This window comes from Marinobacter sp. 2_MG-2023 (genome assembly GCF_030546935.1).
GTDB lineage: Bacteria > Pseudomonadota > Gammaproteobacteria > Pseudomonadales > Oleiphilaceae > Marinobacter.
In genome coordinates this window covers 193,589-219,822 of the sequence record NZ_JAUOPH010000003.1, presented here as the reverse complement: position 1 = coordinate 219,822, position 26,234 = coordinate 193,589, and the positions used below count along the sequence as shown (strand labels likewise).

The 26,234-nt window shown below is 52.7% G+C and carries 22 protein-coding genes and 2 tRNA genes; 8 read left to right on the top strand and 16 right to left on the bottom strand.

Annotation, left to right across the window (positions count from 1 at the left end):
• Nucleotides 1–208: 208 nt before the first annotated feature.
• The gene (gene fadA, locus Q4501_RS08340) at nt 209–1,384 is read right to left on the bottom strand and encodes an acetyl-CoA C-acyltransferase FadA (RefSeq protein ID WP_303595760.1); all 1,176 of its coding nucleotides are present in this window, start codon (nt 1,382–1,384) and stop codon (nt 209–211) included.
• Nucleotides 1,385–1,417: 33 nt separating this feature from the next.
• Nucleotides 1,418–3,565, bottom strand: coding sequence for a fatty acid oxidation complex subunit alpha FadB (fadB, locus tag Q4501_RS08335; protein WP_303595759.1), 2,148 nt, complete (start codon nt 3,563–3,565; stop codon nt 1,418–1,420).
• A gap of 428 nt (nt 3,566–3,993) precedes the next feature.
• Between fadB and Q4501_RS08330 the strand changes: the two genes are divergently transcribed.
• Complete coding sequence (locus Q4501_RS08330) at nt 3,994–4,809, top strand: hypothetical protein (protein ID WP_303595758.1); 816 nt, start codon at nt 3,994–3,996, stop codon at nt 4,807–4,809.
• Nucleotides 4,810–4,883: 74 nt separating this feature from the next.
• Nucleotides 4,884–5,315 carry a universal stress protein gene (locus Q4501_RS08325; protein ID WP_303595757.1) on the top strand — a complete coding sequence of 144 codons (432 nt, stop codon included), beginning with the start codon at nt 4,884–4,886 and terminating at the stop codon, nt 5,313–5,315.
• A 78-nt stretch (nt 5,316–5,393) separates the two neighbouring features.
• Here Q4501_RS08325 and Q4501_RS08320 read toward each other — a convergent pair whose 3' ends face one another.
• From Q4501_RS08320 to Q4501_RS08305, 4 genes are all read right to left on the bottom strand, one after another.
• Entirely contained in the window at nt 5,394–7,346 is a 1,953-nt protein-coding gene (locus tag Q4501_RS08320) for an ATP-binding cassette domain-containing protein (RefSeq protein WP_303595756.1), read from the bottom strand.
• An 8-nt stretch (nt 7,347–7,354) separates the two neighbouring features.
• A complete protein-coding gene (locus Q4501_RS08315; RefSeq protein WP_368497365.1) occupies nt 7,355–8,158 on the bottom strand; it encodes an MOSC domain-containing protein in 804 nt (267 codons plus the stop codon).
• A gap of 87 nt (nt 8,159–8,245) precedes the next feature.
• A tRNA-Gly gene (locus Q4501_RS08310) sits at nt 8,246–8,321 on the bottom strand.
• Between the two features lie 80 nt (nt 8,322–8,401).
• The gene (locus Q4501_RS08305; protein ID WP_303595754.1) at nt 8,402–9,004 is read right to left on the bottom strand and encodes a DUF924 family protein; all 603 of its coding nucleotides are present in this window, start codon (nt 9,002–9,004) and stop codon (nt 8,402–8,404) included.
• A 101-nt stretch (nt 9,005–9,105) separates the two neighbouring features.
• On the opposite strand from Q4501_RS08305, the gene Q4501_RS08300 reads away from it, so the two are divergent.
• The 3 genes from Q4501_RS08300 (at nt 9,106) to Q4501_RS08290 (ending at nt 10,564) form a co-directional block, all read left to right on the top strand.
• Nucleotides 9,106–9,483 carry a sirohydrochlorin chelatase gene (locus Q4501_RS08300; RefSeq protein ID WP_303595753.1) on the top strand — a complete coding sequence of 126 codons (378 nt, stop codon included), beginning with the start codon at nt 9,106–9,108 and terminating at the stop codon, nt 9,481–9,483.
• Between the two features lie 11 nt (nt 9,484–9,494).
• Nucleotides 9,495–10,397, top strand: coding sequence for a TIGR01777 family oxidoreductase (locus tag Q4501_RS08295; RefSeq protein ID WP_303595752.1), 903 nt, complete (start codon nt 9,495–9,497; stop codon nt 10,395–10,397).
• A gap of 91 nt (nt 10,398–10,488) precedes the next feature.
• Nucleotides 10,489–10,564 (top strand) — tRNA-Glu (locus Q4501_RS08290).
• A gap of 72 nt (nt 10,565–10,636) precedes the next feature.
• Here the strand turns inward: Q4501_RS08290 and ccoM are convergent.
• Nucleotides 10,637–10,792, bottom strand: a complete 156-nt coding sequence (gene ccoM, locus Q4501_RS08285) for a cytochrome c oxidase subunit CcoM (protein WP_303595751.1) — start codon at nt 10,790–10,792, stop codon at nt 10,637–10,639.
• A gap of 246 nt (nt 10,793–11,038) precedes the next feature.
• On the opposite strand from ccoM, the gene Q4501_RS08280 reads away from it, so the two are divergent.
• From Q4501_RS08280 to pta, 3 genes are read left to right on the top strand one after another with little or no spacing between them, the layout of a single operon-like run.
• Complete coding sequence (locus Q4501_RS08280) at nt 11,039–13,456, top strand: EAL domain-containing protein (RefSeq protein WP_303595750.1); 2,418 nt, start codon at nt 11,039–11,041, stop codon at nt 13,454–13,456.
• Nucleotides 13,457–13,477: 21 nt separating this feature from the next.
• Nucleotides 13,478–14,665, top strand: coding sequence for an acetate/propionate family kinase (locus tag Q4501_RS08275; RefSeq protein ID WP_303595749.1), 1,188 nt, complete (start codon nt 13,478–13,480; stop codon nt 14,663–14,665).
• 33 nt (nt 14,666–14,698) lie between these two features.
• The gene (gene pta / locus Q4501_RS08270; protein WP_303595748.1) at nt 14,699–16,855 is read left to right on the top strand and encodes a phosphate acetyltransferase; all 2,157 of its coding nucleotides are present in this window, start codon (nt 14,699–14,701) and stop codon (nt 16,853–16,855) included.
• Between the two features lie 26 nt (nt 16,856–16,881).
• Here pta and der read toward each other — a convergent pair whose 3' ends face one another.
• The 9 genes from der to ndk all read right to left on the bottom strand — a co-directional run bounded on the left by der (nt 16,882) and on the right by ndk (nt 26,191).
• Nucleotides 16,882–18,303, bottom strand: a complete 1,422-nt coding sequence (gene der / locus Q4501_RS08265; protein ID WP_303595747.1) for a ribosome biogenesis GTPase Der — start codon at nt 18,301–18,303, stop codon at nt 16,882–16,884.
• A gap of 61 nt (nt 18,304–18,364) precedes the next feature.
• Nucleotides 18,365–19,531, bottom strand: a complete 1,167-nt coding sequence (bamB, locus tag Q4501_RS08260; RefSeq protein WP_303596188.1) for an outer membrane protein assembly factor BamB — start codon at nt 19,529–19,531, stop codon at nt 18,365–18,367.
• A gap of 5 nt (nt 19,532–19,536) precedes the next feature.
• The gene (locus Q4501_RS08255) at nt 19,537–20,202 is read right to left on the bottom strand and encodes a tetratricopeptide repeat protein (RefSeq protein WP_303595746.1); all 666 of its coding nucleotides are present in this window, start codon (nt 20,200–20,202) and stop codon (nt 19,537–19,539) included.
• 42 nt (nt 20,203–20,244) lie between these two features.
• Entirely contained in the window at nt 20,245–21,525 is a 1,281-nt protein-coding gene (gene hisS / locus Q4501_RS08250; protein WP_303595745.1) for a histidine--tRNA ligase, read from the bottom strand.
• A 38-nt stretch (nt 21,526–21,563) separates the two neighbouring features.
• Nucleotides 21,564–22,682 carry a flavodoxin-dependent (E)-4-hydroxy-3-methylbut-2-enyl-diphosphate synthase gene (gene ispG, locus Q4501_RS08245; protein WP_303595744.1) on the bottom strand — a complete coding sequence of 373 codons (1,119 nt, stop codon included), beginning with the start codon at nt 22,680–22,682 and terminating at the stop codon, nt 21,564–21,566.
• A 35-nt stretch (nt 22,683–22,717) separates the two neighbouring features.
• Nucleotides 22,718–23,749 (bottom strand): RodZ domain-containing protein, encoded by a 1,032-nt coding sequence (locus tag Q4501_RS08240; RefSeq protein WP_303595743.1) that lies wholly within the window; start codon nt 23,747–23,749, stop codon nt 22,718–22,720.
• Nucleotides 23,739–24,509, bottom strand: a complete 771-nt coding sequence (gene pilW / locus Q4501_RS08235; protein WP_303596187.1) for a type IV pilus biogenesis/stability protein PilW — start codon at nt 24,507–24,509, stop codon at nt 23,739–23,741. Before pilW ends, Q4501_RS08240 begins: the two co-directional genes overlap by 11 nt.
• A 78-nt stretch (nt 24,510–24,587) precedes the next feature.
• Entirely contained in the window at nt 24,588–25,700 is a 1,113-nt protein-coding gene (rlmN, locus tag Q4501_RS08230; RefSeq protein ID WP_303595742.1) for a 23S rRNA (adenine(2503)-C(2))-methyltransferase RlmN, read from the bottom strand.
• A 62-nt stretch (nt 25,701–25,762) separates the two neighbouring features.
• A complete protein-coding gene (gene ndk / locus Q4501_RS08225) occupies nt 25,763–26,191 on the bottom strand; it encodes a nucleoside-diphosphate kinase (RefSeq protein WP_303595741.1) in 429 nt (142 codons plus the stop codon).
• Nucleotides 26,192–26,234 lie beyond the last annotated feature (43 nt).

Genomic DNA, 26,234 nt, shown 5'->3' with positions numbered 1-26,234 from the left:
AAAATCAATCGGCTGGAAAAACTATAGGAGCCGCCATTGTGTATAGGCTCACTGTTTTACAGTGTCAGGATTAGCAAGACAACCCATTCTTTGTTTCCATCCTGCTTTTTTCCCGTTTTCGGAACGCCCTCTTAGGCCACCCTGAACGCAAAAAGGCCCGGCGCGAGCCGGGCCTTCCATGAAAGCGTTACCGTGTCCATCTAGCGGATCACAGACGCTCCCACACCGTTGCAATGCCCTGACCCAGGCCGATACACATGGTGGAAACACCAAGCTTACCGCCTTTGTCTTGCATTACGTTCAGCAGGGTTGTGGAGATACGAGCACCGGAACAGCCCAGCGGATGGCCAAGAGCAATCGCGCCGCCGTTCAGGTTAACTTTCTCTTCCATTACACCCAGAAGCTTCAGGTCTTTCAGAACTGGCAAAGACTGACCTGCAAAGGCTTCATTCAGCTCCCAGAAGTCGATATCTTCGACTTTCAGGCCTGCACGCTTCAGTGCCTTTTTGGTTGCCGGCACAGGACCGTAACCCATGATCGCGGGATCACAGCCAGCGACTGCCATGCTACGAATCTTCGCGATCGGCTTCAGCCCCAGCGCTTCGGCACGCTCTGCAGACATCAGTACCATTGCAGCGGCACCGTCAGTCAGCTGAGAAGACGTACCTGCAGTGACAGTTCCGTTCTTGGGATCAAAAGCCGGCTTGAGCTGACCCAGTGATTCCGCCGTAGTTTCCGGACGAATGGTCTCATCGTGCTCAATCAGCGTCTTGAAGCCATTTTCATCATGACCTTCAATCGGAACAATTTCGTTCTTGAAGCGGCCTTCCAGCGTAGCTTCCTGAGCAAGGCGATGCGAACGCGCACCGAACTCATCCTGCTGTTGACGGGTAATGCCGTGCATCTTTGCCAGCATCTCGGCAGTCAGGCCCATCATGTTGGAGGCTTTGGCAGTGTACTTGGACGCAGCCGGGTTATGATCGAAACCCGCTGTCATGGGAACATGGCCCATGTGCTCTACACCACCCACCATGAATACATCACCGTTGCCGGTCATGATGGCTTGCGCCGCAGTATGGATTGCACTCATGGCAGAACCACACAGACGGTTTACGGTCTGGGCTCCAGACTCATGAGGAACACGGGTCAGCAGTGATATCTGCCGTGCCACGTTAAACCCCTGCTCCTTGGTCTGGTTTACACAGCCCCAAATCACATCTTCTACTTCTTTCGGGTCGAGCTTGGGATTGCGCTCGAACAACGCATCAATCAGCGTTGCCGACAGGGTCTCCGCACGTACATTGCGGAAACAGCCATTCTTGGCACGACCCATCGGAGTCCGCACGCAATCGATGACGACAACGTCTCTCGGATTAAGGCTCATAGATCTTTCTCCGTTCGGAAATCTCGTTCAGGGTTAGCCAAAGAACTTTTCGCCAGTTTTGGCCATTTCGCGCAGCTTCTCGGTCGAATGGTAAAGGGGACCGAGGTCTGCAAACTTGTCTGCCAGTTCGACGAACTTGTCTGCACCCATATCATCGATATAGCGCAGCGCACCTCCGCGGAACGGCGGGAAGCCGATACCGAAGATCAGACCCATATCGGCATCAGCCGGGTCTGCAACAATGCCGTCTTCCAGGCAGCGAACAGTTTCAAGGCACAGAGGGATCATCATACGAGCAATGATATCCTCATCACTGAAATCGTTCTTACCCTGAACAACAGGTTCAATCAGCTTGTAGGTGTCTTCATCGACAACCTTCTTCTGCTTGCCCTTGCGATCCAGTTCGTACTTGTAGAAGCCTTTATCGTTCTTCTGACCGTAGCGATCATTCTCGAACATCACTTCAACAGCTGACTTGTAGTCGGCCTTCATACGTTCCGGGAAACCGTCAGCCATTACTTCATTGGCGTGCTTGGCAGTATCCATACCAACTACGTCAAGCAGGTACGCGGGGCCCATTGGCCAGCCGAACTTCTCCATGACTTTGTCAATATTCTGGAAGTCCGCACCGTCACGGACCAGAGCGGAAAAACCACCGAAGTACGGGAACAGAACACGGTTAACCAGGAAGCCCGGGCAATCATTCACAACAATCGGGGTCTTGCCCATTGCTTTTGCATAAGCAACGGTTGTTGCAATAGCGCGATCGCTTGTTTTCTTGCCACGGATAACTTCAACCAGCGGCATCATAGGCACCGGGTTGAAAAAGTGCATACCGCAGAAGTTTTCAGGCCGTTTGAGGTTCTTGGCCAGCAGGTCGATAGAGATGGTTGATGTGTTAGACGTCAGAATGGCGTCATCACGGGTCATCTCTTCAACTTCACGCAGAACAGCGTCTTTTACCTTGGGATTCTCAACAACAGCTTCAACAACCAGGTCTACGTTCTTGAAATCACCGTAATTCAGAGTCGGAGTGATGCTATTGAGAACATCAGCCATTTGCCCTGCATTCATGCGGCCTTTATCAACACGCTTGGTCAGCTGCTTCTTGGCTTCTTTGAGGCCCAGAGCTATACCGTCCTGGTTGATGTCTTTCATGATGATAGGCGTGCCTTTCAGTGCTGACTGATAAGCAATACCACCACCCATGATTCCGGCGCCCAATACAGCAGCCAGTTTCACTTCCGAAGCTTCTTTTTCCCACGCCTTGGCTTTCTTCTTCAGCTCCTGATCGTTCAGGAACAAGCCCACAAGGCAAGCAGCAACGTTGGTTTTTGCCATTTTGGCAAAACCTTTCGCTTCTACTTCGATGGCCTTGTCACGAGTCAAGCCCGCATGCTTCTGCATTACCTTGATCGCTTCCACCGGTGCAGGATAATTTTTACCGGCTTTACCGCCAACAAATGCTTTGGAAATCTCAAACGCCATCATGCTTTCCATGGCGTTCAGCTTGATCTTGCCTTTCTTCTCTTCACGGCGCGCTTCGTAATCCAGCTTGCCTTCGTTGCACTGATCAATAATTGCAACAGCTGCTTCAACCAGTTTCGCCGGCTCGACAACTGCGTCCACAGCGCCGGTTTTGAGGGCTGCATCCGCGCGATTTTCAGTACCGCCACAAATCCACTCAACCGCATTATCCACGCCTACCAGACGGGACAAACGAACAGTGCCACCAAACCCCGGGAAAATGCCCAGCTTGACTTCTGGCAGGCCAACTTTCGCTTTGGGCGCCATAACCCGGTAATCGGTTGCGAGGCACATTTCAAAACCGCCGCCCAGCGCAATGCCGTTGATTGCTGTAACGGTAGGGAACGGAAGATCCTCAACCGCACTGAAAATCGCATTGGCTTTCAGGTTGTTGGCAATCAGATCTTCTTCGGAACCGGCAAACAGGTCAGTAAACTCTGTAATGTCGGCACCAACGATGAAACTGTCTTTAGAGCTGGTTACAACCAGACCCTTGAGTTTCTTCTGTGCTTTTAATGCATCAGTCGCGGCGTGAAGCTCTTCAATAGTAAGACGGTTGAACTTGTTTACCGACTCGCCCTGCAAGTCGAAGTCCAACTGAGCTATCCCGCCTTCGATCTCTTTAACCGTGATGGCTTTACCTTCGTAAATCATCAACTGATCTCCAGTCTGTGTTTGGAACTGCTTCCAATTCTGGCAGGTCTCGATGACGATCCGCCAGAGTGGTTTTGTGCAGCGAGATTTCGGTCACTGCCCGATTAATCGACTCAAAAAATTCATACAGTCGTTTGAATCGTGAGGGCACACGATGAGAAAAAACAGAACGTTTGTCAATTCGTTTCTTTATCAACGCACACCAACCGCTTTGAATTTCGATACACCCTAAAGGTAAAATCTATTAACTTCAGATGCTTAAGTGTTACTTTAAACAATATACCTTAACTTAATCGTGCAAATTTCAAAGATATTTACATTTCCACGAGCCAGCAGTATCAAAACCGCTTGATTGGCCGGGGAAGTTACTTTACCTTCCAACTACGACTTTGGTACACAATAATAAACGTATTACGGAGAGTCATCCGATGAAAACCATCCGCCTGCGGACCCATTGCCTGGTCTCTGCACTCTTGCTTTTAATGCTCACATCCATAAGTGCCCAGGCACAAGACACTGACGACTTTCTGTCTCAACTCCACAGCTTTCGTGTCAGTAATTACGTTTCTCTGGATGCTTACTACCGATTTATTGGTAGTGGCACCAACGACACCCTGAACGAGATAGTAGCGGGTATCAACACAGCCAACGACTCTATGAATCTGCTCGCAAAAAACACACGCGGCATCTTGAGTGGTGAACAGATTGAAGGGCTTAACAGCGAATTTGACAAGTTCAAGGCCCTGATGCGCGACAACATCAATGACGTGCGTAATACCGGGTACCCAGACTTGCGTCTTGTCTCCGATATGGCCAATCAGGCGCTGATCATGAACGATACAGCAACTGAACTTTACCAGGTTGCCCAAGAAAACTCCCAGACGGAAACTGACCCACGAGTTGAAGCGGCAAGATTAAGCGCAGTGAAGATCGCCCAGATGATGGCTAAATATTCTGTTCGCACCAATTCATCCGTAGCTCAGACCTTTCAGGGTTCATCCACTGAAAAGCCTCTGGATGAACAGGCAATGGAGTTTGATCAACTTCTGGCTAAGGTTGTCGGAGGAAAGAGCGATGGCGAGCTGAAGGTCCTACTCGATGACGTCGAGGCAAAATGGCAATTCATCCGCGGCTCTTACGTCAATTACAACGAGAACAACGTAGGCTTTGTGATCGACAGGTACTCGAAACGCATTCTTGAAAGCCTGACCATGGCTATCGGCTTGCTTCAGCAAAATGCCTGAGAACCCGGTAGCTCTTTCCCCAACCGGACTCTCGTATTATGCTGTAAGAAAGATTGAACACTAAGGAGCTAGGGATGTCTGCTTACAAGAAATTGCTTGTTGCCATAGATCTTACCGAAGAGGCGCCACAGGTTCTGGAAAAAGCCAGAGCCATGAGGGAAGCACATGGTGCCAATCTGGTCCTGGTACACGTTGTGGAGCCGGTAGGTTACGCCTACGGTGGTGATATCCCGATGGATCTTACAGAACTTCAGGATCAGCTCGATAAAGCGGCCCGGGAACAGCTTGCCGCGTACGGCAATGAATATGGTGTCGATAACGCCAATCAGATTGTGACTGTTGGCAGACCAGAATCCGAGATACATCGTTTGGTCAAGGAACAGGAAGCCGACTTGGTGATTGTGGGAAGCCACGGCCGCAAAGGCTTTCAACTCCTTCTTGGCTCAACCGCCAACGGCGTATTGCACGGAACCGAATGTGACGTTCTGGCCGTTAGGATTCGCTGACTCCCTACGCCTGAATACCCTATGATAAAAAAGCCCGGAGCAAACCATGCTCCGGGCTTTTTTATATCACCAGCTAGCTCAGTTGAGCGCTTGCTCCTCAAGCTCCATCCATCGCTCAATCACTTTTTCCAGGCGAGCCTCAGTCTCCTCCAACTCACGCAGCGTAGTTGCAACCGTATCGGAAGGGCCTGAGTAAAAATCAGCTGCTGAAATACGCTCCTGAATGCGGGCAACTTCCAGCTCCAATGCTTCTATCTGGCCCGGGAGCTGCTCAAGTTCAAGCTTCAGCTTATAGCTGAGCTTCGCTGTTTTGGATTTGTTCGCCACCCCACCCTGAGAGGCAGACACACTCTGCGCCTCGTTTGCAGACGAGCCACTCTGTTTACCAGACTTCGCAGCCTTGTCATGACGATCAGGGCGAGCACCATTGGCCTCGGCCGGGAAACGGCCGCCCTGGCGACGCCAGTCGCTGTAGCCGCCGACATACTCACGCACCTTTCCTGACCCATCGAGAAAAACGGTCTCAGTAACCACATTATCCAGAAACTCACGATCGTGACTGATAACGATTACAGTGCCGGCAAACTCGGCAAGCTGCTCTTCGAGCAATTCCAGAGTCTCGACATCCAGATCGTTGGTTGGCTCATCGAGCACCAGAATGTTCGCGGGTTTACTGAATAGTTTGGCCAACAAAAGCCTGGCTCGCTCGCCTCCGGAAAACACCCTCACGGGTGAGCGAGCCCGCTCTGGCGCGAACAGGAATTCCTGCAAATACCCGAGGACATGCTTACTCTGGCCATTGATGTCAATAAATTCCCGGCCTTCAGACAGGTTATCAAGGGCATTGCGACTCAGGTCCAACTCTCCACGAAGCTGATCAAAATAGGCAACTTTGAGGTTTGTGCCGAGACGGATGACACCTTCTGTTGGCTCAAGATCTCCAAGAAGCAAACGCACCAAGGTGGTCTTACCTGTGCCGTTTTCTCCCACAAGGCCGATCTTGTCGCCCCGAAGCACAGTAAGATTCATATCCCGGATAATCGGGGTTCCGTCGGGATACGCAAAACCAGCATCAACAGTCTCGACCACGAGCTTACCTGAACGGGCCGCATCTTCCACTGCAAAGGTTGCTGTTCCACCGCGCACTCGGCGCTGACGGTGCTCTTCCCGCATTGCCTTAAGCGCCCTCACCCGGCCCATATTGCGGGTACGGCGCGCTTTGATGCCCTGGCGAATCCAGGCTTCTTCTTGCTTCAGACGTTTGTCGAAAAGAGCGTTTTCCCGCTCTTCCTCTTCAAGGGCTTTTTCCTTGAGCTCCAGATAGCGGTCATAAGTAGAAGCAAAACTGATCAGTTTACCGCGATCCAGCTCCACAACGCGGGTTGCCATGCGCCTTATGAATGCCCGGTCATGGCTGACAAACAGCATTGCGCCACGAAACGCACCAAGCGCTTCCTCAAGCCAGGCAATCGCCGGCACATCAAGATGGTTGGTGGGCTCATCCAGCAACAGAATATCCGGCTCACCTACGAGTGCACGAGCCAACAATACTCGACGCTGCCAGCCGCCAGAAAGTGTATTGAGCCGCTGGTCCGGGTCTATTCCATATTGTGCCAGCACTGCTGTCACCTTCTGATCAAGACGCCAGCCATCAAGGGCCTCAAGGCGCTCCTGAACCTTCATCATACGATCAAGGCTTGCCTCGTCTGCAGATTGTGTAAGCGTGTGAAATTCCGCCAGGAGCTGGCCTGTTTCAGGAAATGCACCGGATACGACCTCGTACGCCGTTCTCGAATCGTCAGAGGGAAGGTTCTGTGGCAGAACCGCCAGAACAGCACCATCCTCAAGGCGCACTTTCCCACCATCCGGCAGAACTTCACCACTGACGATTTTGAGCAGGGTTGATTTACCTTCACCATTCCTGCCCAGAAGACACACACGCTCTCCGGCATCGATATTGAGAGACGCCTGATCCAGCAGAGGGTGCATCCCGAAGGCCAGGGAAATCGAGTCCAGCGTTAACAGTGGCACGTTGCGTTCTACTCCGTTTCAATAGCAGTGATGGAATCACCCACATGGATAACTCCCGGTAATTCGTTAATTGCATTCTGACCGAAAATCACGCCGTCGACCGTTTTTCGATAACTGGAAAGCATTCTCAAAGGTTGCAAACCTGGGTCTTTAACTCCGGTGTCCGGATCAACCGTTGTCAGAACACAGCGTGAACAGGGCTTAACAATGGAAAACCGTTGCTCTCCTATCAAAAGTTCACACCAGCGATCCTCCTGCCACGCAGCCGCCCCCTCAACAACAATGTTGGGCCGGAACCTGCGCATATCCACCGGGACCTCAAGGCGACCATTCAATTCCTTCAATGACGCCAGGCTGGTAATCAGAAAAGGGAACCCATCGGCGAAGCCTACACGACGGTATTCAGTTACCCGGCCCGCATCAACACGCCGAAACGACGAGTCTGGCATATAAACAAAACGTAAGTCCTTGCCACAAAACCGGCTCAGCGCCTCACTTGCATCGGACTCGCCTTCTTGAGCCTTGACCCAATCACGCCAGACCAACACTCGCAACTCCTCACCCGTCGCCTTTAATGCGAAATCACCCTCACCCGGAATGTGGATATTCACGCCAGCGTCAGAAACAGAAGTAGTAATCTTCGCGAGCTCAGGGGTGGCCCTTTGGGTGACAAAATTGCGATCTGTATCAACGACCATCCAGCGACGATCACCTTTTGGACCAAAATCATCCATTTCAAGTGACGACACCTGGATACCGGTAAGTGACTTGACCGGGTAGATATGGAGCGAGTGGACTTTCACAAGACGCATCTCCGTAACAGAGCAAATGTTGACGAGACGGCCAGTATAACCAAAAACAAAAAACCCGGTCTCTTTCGAGGCCGGGTTTTCGGAATCTGGAGCGGGAAACGAGATTCGAACTCGCGACCTCAACCTTGGCAAGGTTGCGCTCTACCAACTGAGCTATTCCCGCTTATCTGCTGGAGGCATTGCCTCTCAACGGCTGCGTATTTTACGCATCCCACCCCTTTCGTCAACCTACTTTCAAACTTTTTATTGTCCAAACCGTCTGCCACTGGCGAGATATTCCTGCTCAGCTTCCGTAGACGGGCGATTGAGAGCCTGATTCCTGTGTGGAAACCGACCAAAACGTTCAATGATTTCGTGATGATCCTGAGCTGAGCGCAAAAAGCTTTTCAGGAAATCCCGGAGGACACCAGAAGAGGACGCGACCAGCTGCTCATAACATTCGACCGAAAGGGCCTGGTCTTCAAGACGCTCGGAGTGCTCCAGGGGCATATAGATAAACGCCCTTTGAATAGAAGGAAGCGCCATATCATGACCCTTACGCATGGCCTCCTTGCAAAGCTTGTTCGCCAGCTTGTCTTGCTCAAAGGCCAGCGCCCCGCCGCGGAAAATATTTCTGGAGAACTGATCAAGCAGTATGATTTCCGCAAGCCTCCCGCCAGCTTCCGTGCGCCAGTGATCAAGACCCTGCTCAGATGCAAACAGAACCATGGAAAGAAAACGGCGCCTGACCTCCTGATCAAACCTCTTACTTGATCGAAACCAACGGTTGCGATGGAAGCTATCGGGCAGACCATGCTCATCAAAATCTCCGAACCAGAAATCCAGAATGCCTTTCCAATCGAACATTAGAATATACCCTGTTATCTTGATTGGCGGGATTCGCTGAGAATAACCGCCAGTAAAAGAAATTACGACAGACACCTTCGATTCCAGTATCCAGGAGCTTTATGAACAGCCGCCGCATTATTCTGTTAGCCCACGGCAGCAGCGACAAACGCTGGTGTGACACCTTCGAGGCCCTCGCAGACCCTACCCTCAAAGCGGTCAGCAATTCCAGAATCGCTTACATGGAACTGGCCGAGCCATCTCTGGATCAGGTCGTTCAAGACGGGGTAGCCGAAGGGGCCCTTGAATTCACTGTCGTACCGCTTTTCCTGGCAGCGGGCCGGCACCTGCGCAAGGATGTACCGGCCATGATAGAGGCCTTGGAGCAAGCTACAGGGGCAAGCATCCATCTTTCGCCTCCGATTGGCGATAACCCTCTTCTCGGCCAGGCCATAAAGGATGTGGTTACCCTTCAACTGGACCAGAACAGCGGCCAATAAGGAATACAACCATGGAAAAGCGCGTACTGATTACAGGTGGCACAGGGTTCATTGGTCATGTGCTGTGCCACGAGTTGCTGAAGCGAGGTTACAGACTGACGGTTTTAAGTCGGCAAGCGGCAGATAACGTACGCGCAGTGTGCGGCCAGGTAGAAGTTATCGCCGACCTTGAGAGCCTGAGATCCCACCCGGGTTACGATGCCGTGATCAATCTCGCAGGAGAAGGCATCGCAGACAAGCGTTGGTCTGACCAACGAAAAAAGGCGCTACGTGATAGCCGCATAAGTCTCACAGCGACTCTTACAGAAGTCATCACTAGCTGGGAAAAACCGCCAGAGGTAATGATCTCAGGTTCAGCGGTTGGTTTTTATGGCGACCAGGGTTCAACCCGGGTAACAGAAGAAACCGCTCCTCATGACGAGTTTACCCACCGCTTATGCAAAGACTGGGAAGACGCTGCGTTAGCGCTGGAAACATTGCAAGTGCGCGTATGTCTATCGAGAACTGGCGTGGTGGCTGGCGCCGGTGGGGGCTTTTTGCAGCGCATGATTCTGCCATTCAAGCTTGGGCTGGGTGGGCGCCTCGGTGACGGTCAGCAGTACATGCCCTGGATTCACCGCAGTGATGTCGTGGCAGCGCTTATCTGGATGCTGGAAACACCCGAGGCCTCGGGAGCATACAACGTGGTAAGCCCAAACCCCGTTACAAACCGGGAGTTTACACGCTGTCTGGCAACTACCCTCAAACGCCCTGCAATATTCCCGGCACCCGCACCGGTTCTAAACCTGGCGCTAGGGGAAATGTCGCGCCTGCTACTGACAGGCCAGCAGGCAGTTCCTGAAAGGCTGACCAATGGCGGGTTCGTGTTTCAGTACCCCAGGCTCGAGAAAGCTCTTGAAGACGTTGTAAATTAAAACGTTCTTTTTTCAACAAAAGCGTTGACAGGTGAGGAAGGCTTTCTTAATATACGCGCCACCTCGACGAGGCACGGTTTTGAAGCGTTGCGTCCCCTTCGTCTAGTGGCCTAGGACTCCGCCCTTTCACGGCGGCAACAGGGGTTCGAACCCCCTAGGGGACGCCATTTCTGCTTTACAGACTTATAGCTCTGAAAGCAGAAACAAGCTTTAGCAAAACCAGATCAAATCAGCAGTTTTCAGACCGGCTTCCCACCGGCCTTCAAATCTTTAGCTTGCTGCTCTACGCCATGCGACTTCTGGTCGCGCATCACAAATACGCCTACACCAACGAAGAATGCGACCATCAGCAACACAGTTGCGATTCCAGCGAAAACCACAGCGTCCATATACATAATTTTTCTCCTGGCCCATATCAAACTTGATTAAGCTCAGGTTACGTCTTTACAAAATATCAATGTTGATCTGCGTCAATGGATAACCCCCCTCTTAAAACCAGAAAGCCCAGAAAATATCGACCAGGGCATGTTCCTCTCACCTTTTCACATATATGCAAAGAATTTGCGGAGCGGGGCTGTTATAGTCATCAAGTGATAGACTTTCAGCATTTATCAACTGGCCAGGGTGGCTGAAGTTACGAGATGCCAAGACTACCGACGCGCATTCAACGATTTCGTAAAGGCTCTCCCCTGTCATTCAGGTTGCTTGCCTGGATACTTCTATTCAGTTCGGCTTTCACTCTGATCGCCTCAGCCATTCAGATATACTCCGACTACCGAAAAGACCTTGCCCAAATTGACAGCCGAATGCTGGTTGTTGAGTCAGGTTATGCGTCCAGTCTCGCCAGAAGCCTCTGGGCTCTTGATCAGAAACTGCTTCAGACGCAAATGGAGGGTATCCTCAGCCTGCCAGACATTGTCCACCTTCGTCTGCGCATTGAGCCTGACTCCGAGCTGGTTATGGGAGAGATACCTCGCGGAGCCGATACTCAATCTCACAGATTCGACCTGATTCATCAGGGGGAAGGAGCGCTGAAGCTCGGTGAACTGACCGTCACTGCGAATCTGGACCGCGTCTATGAGGATATGAAGGTGAAGGTTGGCATCATAATGGCCACCCAATTCCTCAAGACATTTTTCGTATCCATATTGATCATCTTGGTCATTCAGCATTTTATTACCCGCCATCTCACAACCATGGCGAATTACGCAAAAGATTTTTCTCTGGCGAACCTCAGCACGCCCCTTACGCTGGACCGCCCGGATACACCCTCACACCGTAATGATGAAATCGGCCGCGTAACCGAAGCGTTCAACCAGATGCGCGAAAGACTGAACGACGACCTGGTGCGCCAGAAGCGAGACGCAGCCGAGATCCACAAGTTCTCTAAAGCAATCGAGCAAAGTCCCTCTTCCGTTGTTATCTGCGATCGCCAGTGGCGGGTTGAGTTTGCCAACCATAAATTTACCCAGCTTACGGGCTATAACGCGAAATCCATTGTTGGCCGGCACCCGGGTGCTTTAAGCGACGATAACGTGAATAACCGTGACAACCGCCACCTATGGCAATCCATCCGGTTGCAGGTTCAGCGGGTTGGTGTCTGGCAGGGTGAAGTTAACAGCGTGCGCCGCAATGGAGAACGGTTCTGGGAACAACTGATCGTCACGCCCATAAAGAATGGTGCCGGGGATGCCACTGGCTACCTCATTCTCGGTGAGGACATCAGTATCCGGAAACGCTATGAACAACAATTGTTACGCCAGGCCAACTACGACATCCTGACTGGCCTGCCCAACCGCATGCTTGCTCTGGACAGGCTCAAACTCGCTTTGGCTCAGGCACGGCGCGAGAACTCCATGGTCGGTGTGATGTTTCTGGACCTGGATAACTTCAAGCACATCAACGACACGCTGGGCCACGACGCCGGTGACAACCTGCTCATAGAAGCAGCCCGACGAATTTCCAGCTGCCTGCGTGGAACCAGCACAGTGGCGCGACTCGGGGGAGACGAATTTCTCGTCATTCTGCCAGGACTCGCAGGCCCCGAATCATCGTCACAAGTTGCCGAACGTATATTGAGCACGTTTGCTCCGGCCTATTTTCTCAATGGCCAGGAAGTGTTTGTTACAACCAGCATAGGTATTGCCATTTATCCTACGGATTCCGACAACAGTGGCACCCTTCTCCAGCATGCCGACGCAGCCATGTACCAGGCAAAGCACCAGGGGAAGAGTTCCTATGCGCACTTTACCCAGGAAATGTCCGAAGTTTCTCACGAGCGCCTGCAAATGGAATCGCGCTTGCGACGCGCGCTCGAATTGCAGGAAATGGAGCTTTACTTCCAGCCAATCATAGATACAACAACCGGCAGCCTGAAAGCGGCTGAAGCACTGATACGATGGAATAATCCGGCGTTGGGTATGATCATGCCAGATCGATTTATCCCGCTTGCCGAAGAAACCGGTCTGATTATTCCCATTGGAGAATGGGTGCTTGAACAGGCTTGCCTTGCAGCAGCTGGCTGGAAGTCGGTCACCGGCCAGGACATCGGTATATCAGTTAATGTATCTCCACGTCAGTTTCGCGACTCCGGATTTACCAAAGCGGTTATGGGCGCTCTCTCCAACGCTGAACTGGCTCCTGAAATGCTGGAGCTTGAAATCACCGAGCGCCTGCTTCTTGATAACTCGATAGAAACGGCTGAAATCCTCAGCAATCTGGATCGCGCAGGGATACGCCTGTCAGTAGATGATTTTGGCACTGGCTACTCAGCTCTCAGCTACCTGAAAAGCTACCCGTTTGATACGCTCAAGATCGACAAATCGTTTGTCCAGGATGTGATGAAAGAGCCTGAGGACGCGACCCTTGTGCGCGCTATTATCAACATGGCTCACAGCCTTGGGCTTAGCGTAGTTGCCGAAGGCGTTGAGGATGAGGCTCAAACCCTTTTCCTCCGCCAGGAAGGCTGCGACTTCGCTCAAGGCTATTTTTATAGCCGCCCCCTACCCGCTGAAGAATTTAACGAGTGGCTGAATCTCAATCACCGTACATCAACCTGAAATCCGGGAAGCTGTGAGAACATGACAAAATCCATTCTTGTTGTTAACTGCGGCAGTTCGTCCCTAAAACTCGCTCTGTTCGACGAAAATGAAAAAAAAATAGCATCGGCGTCTGCAGAGCGCCTGAACAGCAACGACGCATCTGCTCGAATTGATAGTGACGAGCGCATAGTTGCTCTCCCGAAGGGCGCCGACCACAAACAAGCTCTACAGGTACTGGTTTCGACGCTGCGTGAACGGCAAATGATGCCCGATACCCCAACATCTGTTGGCCACCGCGTTGTCCATGGCGGTGAGACGTTTCGCGAAGCGGTTTTGATCAATAACGATGTGATAAGTGCGATCAAAGACTGTGCCAGCCTGGCCCCTCTCCACAACCCGGTCGCCCTTGCCGGAATTGAAGCAACTCTTGAGCAATTTCCCGATACACCTCAGATTGCAGTATTTGATACCGCTTACCATCAGACTCTTGCGCCACGCGCGTATCTCTACGCGCTGCCAGAATCCTACTACCGGGACTGGAGCGTTCGACGCTATGGATTTCATGGCATCAGCCACTTTTTCATGGCGAATGAAGCAGCAAAGCGGCTCGATAGAACACCGGCAACCACATCAATCATATCCGCTCATCTTGGCAACGGGTGCAGCATAACGGCGATCAAAGATGGCCTGAGCGTCGATACCAGCATGGGGCTAACACCTCTCGAAGGGCTGGTCATGGGCACCCGAAGTGGTGATATCGACCCGAGTATTTTTAGCTACCTCTGCTCTCGCGGTATGTCACTCAGCGAAGTGCACAGAGCACTTAATCACGAAAGTGGTCTTCTCGGGATTTCGGGGCAGACCAACGACATGCGCACGTTATGCGACCTGGCGGATCATGGCCATGAACCATCAGCTCTGGCGATTGAGATATTCTGCTTTCGCCTGGCAAAATACGTGGGAGCCATGATGGCTTCGCTAAATCAACTGGATGCTCTGGTTTTCACTGGCGGTATTGGAGAAAACAGCAGTCGGGTGAGGGAGAAAACCCTGAGTCACCTTGGGCTCCTGGGGTTTGGTATTGATGCCGACATGAATGAACATCACGGTGGGTACAGCGACGGCAGAATAGACGATACAGCTTCCCGCTTCCCGGTTCTGGTTATCCCAACCAACGAAGAACTTGTAATCGCCCGTGAGGCCACGCGCCTGGCCGCCAATGTATAAAGAACTACCAAAGTAACTATCTGGAATTCCATTATGGCCAAAAGCCTGTTTATCGCCCCCACATCCATAGATTCAGGGCTTACATCAGTATGCCTGGGCCTTTTGCGCGCAATGGAGCGTGTGGGGATCAGTGTTGGATTCTACAAGCCCTTTTCCCAGTCGGTTAATCTGGGGGAGTCCATACATAACGATGGTAAAGACTCATCGGTTAACTTCGTGCGCTCGCGCAGCCACCTGCAGTTACCAGACCCCATTCCGCTGAAAAAGGCGCAACAGTGGCTGAACCGTGGAAAAGCCGACCTGTTGATGGAAACAGTGGTTGGTGAGTACCAAAAGGTTGCCAAAAATGTCGACGTAGTGATCATTGAAGGCCTGGTTCCCGATCGCCGCGAAGCCTACATAGCACGGCTAAATGTGGAAGTGGCGCGAAACCTCGGCTCCGAAGTGGTATTGGTCAGCACGCCGGGCAAGAGTAGCGCGGCTGAACTGGACGAAGAACTGGATTTCTCCGCACGTATATTTTCCGATGTGTCCGCGCAGGATGTTATCGCAGTTATTCTCAACAAGCTTGGTGATCCTGGGCGATCGGGGCTCGAACCCTACAGCACTGTCAACCAGACCGAATGCGAACCCCCTGACTACCGGAACGCGTGCAAGGTCTTCCGAGACGGTCGTTTCCGCTTGCTGGGCGAAATTCCCTGGCAGTCCGATTTACTGGCTCCGCGCGTCTCCGATATTGCCCGAGAGCTTGGTCTCCCGGTGCTATACGAAGGCCAGATGCATACTCGCAGGGTGCAGAAGGTCTCTGTATGCGCAAGGTCTATCCGCAACATGACGGAGACCCTGAGCCCGGGAACACTGATGGTTACCCCCGGTGATCGTGAAGATATTATCGTAACGACAGCAGTTGCGGCTTTGAACGGTGTGCCTCTGGCAGGCCTCCTGCTGACGGGCGGGCTAATGCCAGATCAGCGCGTAATCGATCTTTGCTCTCGTGCGCTGCACACCGGCATGCCGGTACTCAGCTCGCCCACAAATACGTACGAAACCGCACATATACTGGCAAACCTTTCGACAGCTATCCCTGTCGATGACCCCGACAGGGTCGAAAAGGCGATGGAAACAGTTGCAACAAATATTGATACAGACTGGCTTCAGGAACACCTCCGCGTTGAGATTCAGAGCCGGCTATCCCCCCCTGCGTTTCGCTATCAGCTGTCCGAGCGCGCCCGGGCGGCCAACAAGCGCATTGTGCTTCCGGAAGGCAGTGAACCGCGGACCCTCCAGGCTGCAATCATTTGTCACCAACGCAAACTTGCGCGCTGTGCTTTAATCGGCGACGAAAGCGAAATCCGGGGTGTGGCGGCCTCACATGGTCTTGAGCTACCTGACGACATTGAAATAATTGATCCTACCCGCGTGCGCAAAGAGTACGTCGCACCTATGGTCGAGTTGCGCAAACACAAGGGTCTTGCCCCGGACATGGCGGAAGCCATGCTTGAAGACAATGTCGTCATGGGCACCATGATGGTCGCTCTGGATGAAGCCGACGGGCTGGTTTCAGGCGCCATACATACCACAGCCAACACCGTGCGCCCTGCTTTGCAGCTGATCAAAACCCACGAACAGGCCCGGGTTGTCTCCTCGGTTTTCTTCATGCTGCTGCCGCAGCAGGTTCTGGTGTATGGTGATTGCGCTATTAACCCAGACCCAAACGCAGAAGAACTCGCTGATATTGCCATTCAGAGTGCCGAATCAGCTGAGGCCTTCGGTATTGAACCTATTGTAGCGATGATCAGCTACAGTACCGGAGCGTCCGGAAGCGGGCATGATGTGGAGAAGGTGCGCGAGGCAACAAGGATTGCCCGGGAACGCCGGCCAGACCTGCTTATCGATGGTCCCCTGCAATACGACGCGGCTGCCATCGAGAGTGTGGCCCGGAGCAAGGCGCCAGAAAGCAAGGTTGCAGGTAAAGCCACGGTGTTCATCTTCCCCGATCTCAACACCGGCAACACCACCTACAAAGCGGTTCAGCGAAGCGCAAATGTAGTAAGTGTCGGGCCGATGCTTCAGGGCCTGAGAAAACCGGTGAATGACCTTTCACGGGGTGCGCTGGTGGAGGATATTGTGTTTACTATCGCGTTGACAGCGGTGCAGGCAAAGCAGGTAGAGGACGCGGGGCTGGCCTGAGCCGCCCCGCTAAATAGAAAGGCCTGTCAGCGTTTGATGCTTTTCTGACGGGTCTTTTTCACACGGCGTCCTGCCTTCAGATCATTATCCTGCTTGACCTTTTGGCGCGGCGTTTTCCGGTCAACGTTGCCAACGAAAGGATTTTCACTGGAGCGGAACTCAAACCTTATAGGCGAGCCCGTCACCTTAAGTACTTTGCGAAACGTATTTTCCAGATAGCGTTTATAGGAGCCAGGCAAGGCTGCGGTCTGATTACCATGAACAACAATAACCGGGGGGTTTGAACCACCCTGGTGAGCATAACGCAGCTTGATTCTGCGGCCCCGAACCAAAGGCGGTTGGTGCTGGGAAATTGCATCTTCGAGAATTGTGGTTAATCGGTTGGTCGGCCACTTCGCCATGGCGGATTCATAGCAGGCTTCCACCGACTCATACATAACCCCCACGCCAGATCCATGAAGCGCGGATATATAGTGCTTGTCAGCGTAATCAAGAAAGTCCAGGCGACGCTTCACCTGCTCTTTTACCCTGGCACGCTCTTCCGGATCCATCCCGTCCCATTTATTGACTGCAACCACCAGAGAACGACCGGCATCAAGAACAAATCCAATCAGGTGCAGGTCCTGATCAACGAGCCCTTCCCTTGCATCGATCACAAGTATCACCACATGGGCATCATCGATGGCTTTCAGCGTTTTGATTATCGAAAACTTTTCGACCGCCTCATTAACATTTTTACGCCGCCGTATCCCCGCCGTATCAATCAGGGTGTATTGCTTTTCGTGCCGCTCATAGGGAATGTAAACACTGTCCCGAGTAGTGCCTGGCATGTCGTAAACCACCACGCGATCTTCCCCTAGCATGCGGTTAACCAGGGTTGATTTACCAACATTGGGGCGGCCGACAATGCCTATACGAATTCCGGGGTACTTGTTCGCGTTATCGGCTTCCTCCCGGTCTTCTTCAGACGGAAGCAACAACTCCAACATCGAACGAACGCCACGGTTATGGGACGCCGCTATCATGAATATAGAATCAAATCCGAGGCTGTAGAAGTCGGCTGCGGCGATGTCCGGGTCCTGGCCATCGGTCTTGTTGACCACCAGATGGCCCTTTTTGCCCGACCTGCGCAGGTGATCAGCAATTAACTCATCACCCGCCATAAGCCCTGCGCGCCCGTCGACCAGAAACAGAACAATGTCTGCCTCATCGATAGCCTGCAACGACTGCCGTGCCATTTCGACATCCAGCCCTTCTTCTATGCCGGTAAGACCACCGGTATCAATAACGATAAAACGCTGGTCTTCGTAGGTGCCCTCACCGTATTTACGATCCCGGGTCAGGCCAGGAAAATCTGCCACCAGAGCGTCGCGGGACCGCGTCATCTGGTTGAATAGTGTCGACTTGCCAACATTCGGCCGACCGACAAGGGCAATTACTGGGGTCATAATAATTCGCTATAAAGTCGTTTTAGGCCCCGCATTAAGCGGGGCGTTGAGGGCTTGCGGATCAGTTCCGCTCCCTCAGCTTGAATACAGACAGCTTACCGCCGTTTCCGAAAACCATCAGGTTTCCATTCGCCAGGCGCTGAAACGGAACCCGAAGGCCATCGCTGTCATAGCGCTTCTGGCCTACCAGGCTTCCGTCATCGGCGGACAACACGTGTAGATAGCCCTCATAATCTCCGACCACAAGATAATTCTCGTACACAGCCGGTTGGGTCAACTGACGCCAGGACAACGCATCTTGAAGCCATAGCTCTCTGCGGTCTGAACCACGGTATGCAACAACATCACCATTCGCAGATGAAAGGTAGATATTACCGCCGCCAATCATTGGAGAATGCAGGCTTGATGCCTTCCGGCTCCAGATTTCCTGGCCAGTCCGAATATCAACCAGTGCAAGCTTTCCCTGATACCCGGAGACCATCACCGCAGACTCAAGAACCAGCGGCTGCCCCGAAATGTCTACCAACCTTTCAAGTTCTGTACGTCCCTGCGGTTGCCCCACTTCGTATTGCCAAAGCGGTTGACCGGCGTCCGCCGACAAAGCAATAAGCTTGCCGTTAGAAAACGACGCGATCACAACGTCACCGCCCACCAAAGGCTCTGCCGCGGCGCGCAAAGACAGCGCCGGAATTACACCATCGTACTGCCAACGTTTCTCACCGTTGGTTGTATCGAAAGCGAGGACTCTACCATCGGTGGTCTGGGCGACCACTAAACTACCGTTTGACTGGGGCGCGGCTAGCGCTTCCATTGGCAAGGCGCTGCGCCAGAGTTCACTGCCGTCTTCCCGGGATAGTGCAATCAGGTCTGCTTCACGGGTAACCAGATAAAGCTGGGTGCGATCGCCACCAACTCCGGCAAAGATACGACTTTCAAGATCACGCTCCCATTGCAGCTTGCCTGTCTCTGCATCCAGAGCTAAGAGTTCACCATCAGCAGAAGCGGCATACAGTGTTTCGCCAGCATTTAATGGTGACAGGTACAGGAAGTCACCATCGTGCCCCTCGCCAACCGATTTACTCCACACCGTTTTGAACTCAACCGTGCTGTCCACATCGGGAACCGGCACAGGCTGCTCAAAGGTATCAGTGGTGCTGCATCCGGAAACACCCAACGCCGCCGCCAAAACTGTAAAGACGCCTGCCCGGACTAGCCCGCTACCAGTCATCCGCATCAGGCCTCCTCTCCTACGCCCAGGTCAGACAGTTTGAGTTCCAGAATGCCGGTACGGCTTTGCTGACCCTGCTCCCGAGCTGCCAAATAAGCGTCCCGAGCACCCTCTTCGTTACCCTGCGCCAGTAGAATATCGCCACGTAGTTCAGAGAAAATTGCCGCAAAGGCACCTGTATTTTCAACACTTCCAGCACCATCAATGGTGGCCAGCGCATCGTCATACTGTTCAGCGGAGAACTGCGCCCGGGCAAGGCGATTGCGAACGACTAGCGCCAGAGCCTTATGCTCGCCCGCTTTTCCAAGGGCCCATTCAAGCGAATCAATCGCCGCTTCGGCGTCGTTATCCTCAACCAACTGCTGACGAGCAAGAATCAGATTTCCATATACCGCGTATGCACTGTCGGTATAATCCTCTTGCAGGGTTTTTGCTACGAAAGCCACTGTCTCGCCCGACGTTTCGTCGGCTTCGTTGGAAAACGCGTTCAACAGCGTCGCAAATTGATTGGCTGCCTCTGCGCGCTGCTGGTCCTGATGGTTCTGCCAGGCCTGCCAGCCGAATACAATCGCCAGGGCGGCACCGATACCAATGAGCAGAGAACTACCATTCCGCTTCCACCAGTCCTTGATCGCCTGTACCTGTTCTTCTTCGGTGCGCAATTCCGCCATGTTGACTCCTGTAATGGTTTTTTACTTTTATGTTCGTACGGATCAGTTTGTCAGGGCTTTCGCAAGCACGGCTGCCAAATCACTCTGCGCAACGCTACTCTGCTCTTCGCCCGATCGCAGCGGCTTGAGGCCTGCCGTGGCATTCTCCAGCTCATTCTCTCCAAGAATCACAGCGTAGCGAGCGCCACTTTTGTCTGCTTTTTTCATCTGACTCTTGAAGCTACCACCACCGCAATGACTGACAATTACCCGGCCTTTCAGTTCGTTACGCAAAGTCTCAGCAAAAGCCAGAGCCGGTGCGACCGCCGCTTCACCCATAGCCGTTACATATACATCCGCGTTACTGTTGGCTTCCTCTGGCACCAGTCCGAGCGTATCGAGTAATAAAATGAGGCGTTCAAGGCCCATAGCAAAGCCAACTGCAGACGTCGGTTTCCCACCAAGCTGTTCAACCAGGCCGTCGTACCGCCCACCCGCACAAATAGTGCCCTGGGCGCCAAGACTATCGGTAACCCATTCGAAAACAGTTTTGCCGTAGTAGTCGAGCCCGCGAACAAGAGCCGGGTTAACGGTGTAGGCAATCCCTGCTGCATCAAGAAGTTTCTTGAGCTGGTCGAAGTGTTCCCGTGATTCGGCGTCAAGATAACTTTCCAGACGCGGCGCGTCTGTAAGCAGTTTGCGCGTGCCCGGGTCTTTACTATCAAGAATACGCAGCGGATTGGTATCTAGGCGTCGCTGACTATCTTCATCAAGCTGCGTTTTATACTGCCCCAGGTAGTCCACCAAGGCGCAACGAAACTCTTTGCGTGCCTGTGAAGAGCCAATGGAGTTGATTTCAAGGCGTGCATGCGTGCCAAGACCAAGCTCTTGCCAAAGCCTTGCCGTGAGAATCAGCAGCTCCGCGTCAATGTCCGGGCCCTGAATGCCAAAACACTCAACACCGATTTGATGGAACTGACGGTAACGGCCCTTCTGTGGCCGCTCATGCCTGAACATGGGGCCTGTGTACCACAATCTGCGAGTCTGGTTAAACAACAAGCCGTGCTCTTCTGCCGCACGGACGCATCCAGCGGTACCTTCCGGTCGAAGAGTCAGGCTGTCACCGTTGCGATCCTCAAAGGTGTACATCTCCTTTTCAACGATGTCTGTAACCTCACCGATGGAGCGCTTGAAGAGATCCGTCTGCTCCACCACGGGCATTCGGATCTCCTGATAACCATATTGCCGCAAAACCCTGCGTGCGGTGTCTTCAACAAACTGCCACAAAGGTGTCTGTTCTGGCAGGATATCGTTCATCCCGCGTATTGCCTGAATCTTAGCCAATGTAAACCCTTAAATCTTTCTGAATACGAGGTAAACGATCATTTGTCTGAACGCGCAATGATGGCATCTTCCTGCTCTTTGCGCTGGGCAATCTCTGCACGAATCAACCGCTCAAGGTCATCGGTAAGGCTTGCATTATCAAGCTTCTGATTCGGCTTACCTGCCCTGTAAAACAGGTTTTTGGGGCTTCCACCGGTCAGTCCGATATCCGCCACTTTTGCTTCACCAGGGCCATTTACAATGCAGCCAATGATGGCAACATCCAGAGCTTCGTTCACATCTTCCAGGCGCACTTCCAGATCGTTCATGGTCTGAATAACATCGAAGTTCTGGCGAGAGCAGCTTGGACAGGCAATAAAATTGATACCCCGGCTGCGTAGGCGCAGGCTTTTGAGGATATCGAAACCAACCTTGACCTCCTGAACCGGGTCCGCCGCCAGAGAAACCCGAATAGTATCGCCGATACCGTCCATCAGCAGCATGCCGAGGCCAATGGAAGACTTCACCGTGCCTGAACGGAGGCCGCCGGCCTCGGTGATGCCAAGGTGAAGCGGCTGCTCAATCTGGGAGGCAATTTTGCGATATGCGGCTACCGTCATGAAAACTTCCGAAGCTTTCAGGCTGACCTTGAAATCCTGGAAGTCATGACGGTCGAGAATGTCAATATGGCGCATGGCCGACTCAACCAATGCGTCATGAGTCGGCTCTCCATACTTACGCTGGAGTTCCTTTTCCAAAGAGCCTGCGTTCACACCAATGCGAATCGGAATATTACGATCACGCGCCGCGCTGATCACGGCACTCACACGGTCTTCACGGCCAATATTGCCTGGATTGATACGCAGGCAATCCACGCCTAATTCGGCAACCCGCAGCGCAATCTTGTGGTCAAAGTGAATGTCTGCAACCAGTGGCACCGAAACCCGATCGCGGATCTTTCCGAAGGCATCAGCAGCTTCCATGGAAGGTACCGAAACCCTCACGATATCAGCACCTGCATCCTGCAACGCGACAATCTGGCCTACCGTCGCATCAACATCGCAAGTATTCGTGTTGGTCATGCTTTGCACCGCGATTGGCGCATCACCGCCAACGGGTACATTTCCAACCATGATCTGGCGGGATTTGCGTCTTATGATCGGGGATTCGTGTTTCATGTGCTTGGGACCGAAATAGATTAATGCAAAAATTTTCAGATTGTGAGGGTGAACTCCGCACGGTTGTTCTCAACGGGGAAATCACCAATATCCACAGACTCTCCCTGGAAGCGCATCGCTTTTACGGTATTAACAGCACCAATCACAACGGTCAGAGGCGCCTCTCCGGTCACTTCAAGCTTCTCACCCGCTCTTCTCAGGGAGCTTGTCAGCCGGGTGCCAGTCGCATCCTGCACCTGAACCCAGCAATCGCCGGCGAAATCTATTTCCAGCCTGCCTGATACGGGGCTCGCATCTGCAGTTAGAGATGGCTGAGCCAACGCGGGCTCTGTGGACTGAGCAACCACCGGTATCTGGTCTTCCACAATGTCACCGGACTGCACAGATGTTGCCGATTCAGCTTCAGCCGCAAAGGTCTCCTCCGGCTCGGCACCTGTTGTCGCTGGCAGATTCTCCGTTTGAGCTTGAGCTTGAGCTTGATCGGCATCGTTGTTCACAGATGCGTCTGCTGTTTCAACTGCAGGTTCAGGATCATCGCTGTTCAGGTTTGGCAGTGTTTCCGACTCACCCAACGAATCTGCTTCCAAAGCCCTCTCATCCGGTGCCGTCATTGTGGAAAGTGACGCGCCGGAATCACCGGTGCTGAACTTAGGTACCACAAACATGACAACAAGAGCCGCTACGAGCAGAACCGCCAGGATAAGTAACAGCAGTTTGCCAACCCTGCGCTTTCTGCGCTTACGCCGCTCGATATCCACCAATGGATTGGCTTCCAGTTCGCGCGCTTTCTTTTGCCGCAATGGCTCAAGTTCAAGATTCAGGTCCGCAATAATTGCGTCCCCGTCGAGACCAACCTGCTTTGCATAAGCCCGAACATAGCCTTTAAGAAAAAGTTCACTGTCGATCTGGCTATGATCGTCATTTTCGATTGCCTGGATGACGCCATTTCTCAAATGCTGCGCATCGGCTATCTGGGCAACGCTTAGTCCATGCCTTTCTCTAGCTTTCTTAAGTTGCTGACCAACGGTTTCCGTCGACGCAGTCTGTTGAATCTCATCACTTGTCATTGGAAATCAGCGCCTTGTATTGTTGATACTCTACTGACTCCGGGTACTTGTTTTTCAGTTGCAACACCATGCTGGACTCTTGGTTTACATCTCCACGATAGCGCGCAATGCGTATACCCGTTAACAGGCTTTCAGGCGAATGCTGCAGTCCTTCGGTTCTTTGTATGATCAGCAACAGTCGATTGTAGTAATGCGCAGCGCCATCCATGTCGCCGGAAGCCGCCATCACGCGGGACAGCGAAAGCAGTGACCGGGCGTCGCCACGGCTCAACTCGGAGGCACGACGATAAGAGACTATAGCTTCATCCATCTCGCCGAGTCGTTCCTGGGTCATACCAAGATTATAAAAAATGGACGCACGATCGCTGTACTCTGTGTCCCTGGACGCAGCCCGAAACTGGTCGCGGGATTCATCCATTCGCCCCTGGGAATATAAAAATGCACCGTAATACACTCTGGCGCGTGTATAACCGGAATCGTTGGAAATTGCCTGCTGGAAGCTCTTTTCTGCAAGCTCAGGCTCGCCATCTGAGTTATAGATCAACCCTTGGGCCGCCAGTGCAGAAGAACTATCCGGAGACAGCTCCAGCGCTCGATCAAGATGATGCCTCGCCCGCTCAATATTACCCTGGCCGATATAAGCCGTCGCAAGCTGGACATAACCTTCAACGGCTTTCTGCCGATCGGCCTCGCGGGAGAAACGGCTGTCGGTTGTTGTGACACACCCTGTGATCAAGAGAGTGCACAACAAGGTTGCCATGACAGCAAAACGTCCAGTCAGCAGTTTTTTAGGCACAGATTGCGTTCCTCGCAGATTGAGCATCGCAGGAGCCCGGATTCAGGGGTTCACCTGCTGAACATTTATATAACGTTGGCTTCTACGGGTGCGGTCTTCTACCTTTCCAACCAACTGGCCACAGGCAGCGTCAATATCATCGCCCCGAGTCGTCCTGATGGTTGCGATATAACCGGCATCGTTCAAGACAGCCTGAAACCGCCGGGTAGCATTCATGCTGGGCCGCCGGAAGTCACTCTCAGGAAACGGATTGAAGGGAATAAGGTTGATCTTGCAGGGAAGATCCCGCAGCAATTCAGCCAACTCCACGGCATGCTCCGGTTTGTCGTTCATACCTTCAATGACCGTGTATTCTATAGTCGCTTTTCGCTTTTCCGGCAAACGGCTAAAGTAACGACGCGTTGCCGCCAGAAGCTCGGCGATCGGGTATTTCTTATTGAGCGGAACCAACTTGTTCCTCAACTCATCATTGGGCGCATGTAGAGAAATGGCCAGTGAAACATCCGTAACTTCTGCAAGACGGTCAATACCTGGCACGACCCCGGAAGTGCTCAACGTAACCCGACGCTTGGAGATGCCGTAAGCGAGATCCTCCATCATCAGATTCATGGCATCCACCACGTTGTCGAAATTCATCAGAGGCTCACCCATCCCCATCATGACAACGTTGGTAATCGGCCTGTCCGGGCCCGGCTCAAACGGCATAAAGGCCTTGCGTGCGACCCATACCTGTCCGATGATTTCGGCAGCGGTCAGGTTGCGATTGAAGCCGCGCTTGCCGGTTGAGCAGAAAGTGCAATCAAGCGTGCAGCCGATTTGCGAAGAAACACACAAGGTACCCCGCTCTCCATCGGGGATCAGCACAGTTTCTACACTGTTACCGTTATCCATGCGCATGACCCACTTTCGGGTGCCATCCTTCGATGTTTCATCATAGACAACTTCGGGGCCACGAACCTCAGCCACTTGCTTGAGCTTGTCCCGTAGGGATTTGCTCACATTGGTCATTTGATCGAAGTCATCCACGCCACGCTGATGCATCCACTGCAGGATCTGAGTAGCGCGAAAACGCTTTTCCCCCAGAGAATCGAAGAACGCCTCAAGCTTGTCCTTCGGCATTCCTAGCAGGTTGGTCTTTTCAGCGGCCGCTGTCATTTTATAACCTCAATCAGATAACCAATACGGAGACTGCCGGAGGCAGCCCCCGATCAACGTAATCAGCCGCGCGGGCAGATCTCGTTGTCATTGAAAAAATATGCGATTTCGCGCTCTGCAGAAGCAGCAGAGTCAGATCCGTGAACCGCGTTCGCATCGATAGATGAAGCGAAGTCAGCGCGAATGGTGCCTGCTTCAGCTTCCTTCGGGTTGGTAGCACCCATCAGGTCACGGTTTTTCAGGATGGCGCCTTCGCCTTCAAGAGCCTGAACAACAACAGGGCCAGAAGTCATGAAGGCAACCAGATCGTTGAAGAACGGGCGCTCTTTGTGTTCAGCGTAAAAGCCTTCAGCCTGCTCCTGGGTAAGATGCATCATGCGTGCAGCAACGATGTTCAGGCCAGCCTTCTCGAAGCGGCTATAAATCTCACCAATTACATTTTTTGCGACTGCATCAGGCTTGACAATAGAAAGCGTGCGCTCGTTAGCCATGGTATTTCTCCTATTAGGGTTTGGGTAAATTTCAGGCCTGCGA